We start from the raw sequence: 1,300 nt of genomic DNA on the forward strand, positions 1-1,300 counted from the left end.
CGGGTAAGCTGCAAAGAATAAGCTTCTATACTATCGTGATCAAAAATGAAAAATATATCATCCAAACTATACCTGATGATATCATCCAGCAGGATAATAAATTTAAGGTTATTGGTTTCGGGCAGTACCACAAACCTCGATAGCGTATCCGGAAACTCGATAAGCGCGAATCTTGTTTTTTTATTTTTGGTGAGCTTTACAAAAAAGTAAATAGCCCTGTCGCGTAATTCGGGCAGCGGCATACCATCATCAAGCATAATGGGTACCAGCGTAGCCAGCAATTTTTCCCTGAAATAGTTTTTAACAAAGCTCCCCCTGGATACGTTCAGTTGTTTATCGTTCAGGATAAAAATCTTTTCTTCGGCAAGCTGTTTTACTATAATATTCTCATACAGGTTATTGAACTTTCGTTCCTGCTTTACCACGATATTTTTTATCTGGTTGAGGAGTTTTTTAGGGTTAAAACCTAAAAGCTCCTTTGATTTTTCGTTTAAAGCGGCAAGGCGGCTCATGGTGGCTACCCGTACCCGGTAAAACTCATCCAGGTTGGACGAAAATATGGCTAAAAACCTTACACGCTCAATTAATGGAACGGTTGGATCGGCAGCTTCCTGCAAAACTCTGTCGTTAAAATATAACCAGCTTATTTCCCTGTTAATTAATGGTGCCTGTTTATCCATAAAATTTAGTGCCCGCGGGCCACATTTACAAAACTGCTTATTTATTTGTTAACTTAATATTAACTCATCAGCATTTAACATGTTTTTATTGATTATTATTTACTTACTTTATGTAAACAAATTAATTTAACATCCTGTGTAAATGTTTACAATACATTAGTTTTGTAAACATTTATAAACCAATTTACTTATGCCAACATTTGATATAGTAAGCAAGATAGACGGCCAAACACTTGATAACGCTATCAATACTGCCAAAAAAGAAATACTTAACCGCTACGATTTTAACGACTCGAAAAGCACTATCGACCTGGATAAAAAAACCAACGAGATAACCATTGTTACCGAGAACGATATGCGCCTTAAAGCCATCCAGGATTCTATTATAGGCCGCATGGTAAAGCAACACCTGGACCCTAACGCGCTTGATTTTGGTAAAGACCAATATGCGGCGGGCAATTTGATACGTAAAGAGATTAAAGTTAAGGAAGGTATAGATAAAGAAACCTCTAAAAAGCTTGTCAAAAAGATAAAGGATAGCGGCCTAAAGGTTCAGGCATCTATCATGGACGACCAGGTGCGTGTACAGGGCAAAAAGATAGATGACCTGCAGGCAGTGA

Annotated in this window: 1 protein-coding gene and 1 pseudogene; one reads left to right on the forward strand and one right to left on the reverse strand. The window is 37.7% G+C overall.

Annotated features, from left to right (window positions below; all coding sequences use genetic code 11):
* Positions 1-680: pseudogene (locus AC1DQW_RS27670) on the reverse strand (polyphosphate kinase 1); the annotation flags it as partial.
* A 190-nt stretch (positions 681-870) separates the two neighbouring features.
* On the opposite strand from AC1DQW_RS27670, the gene AC1DQW_RS27675 reads away from it, so the two are divergent.
* Positions 871-1,300: YajQ family cyclic di-GMP-binding protein (locus tag AC1DQW_RS27675; protein ID WP_477457017.1), on the forward strand; the 430-nt coding region annotated here is incomplete at its 3' end.

It is taken from the genome of Mucilaginibacter sp. P5_A4, from assembly GCF_056400605.1.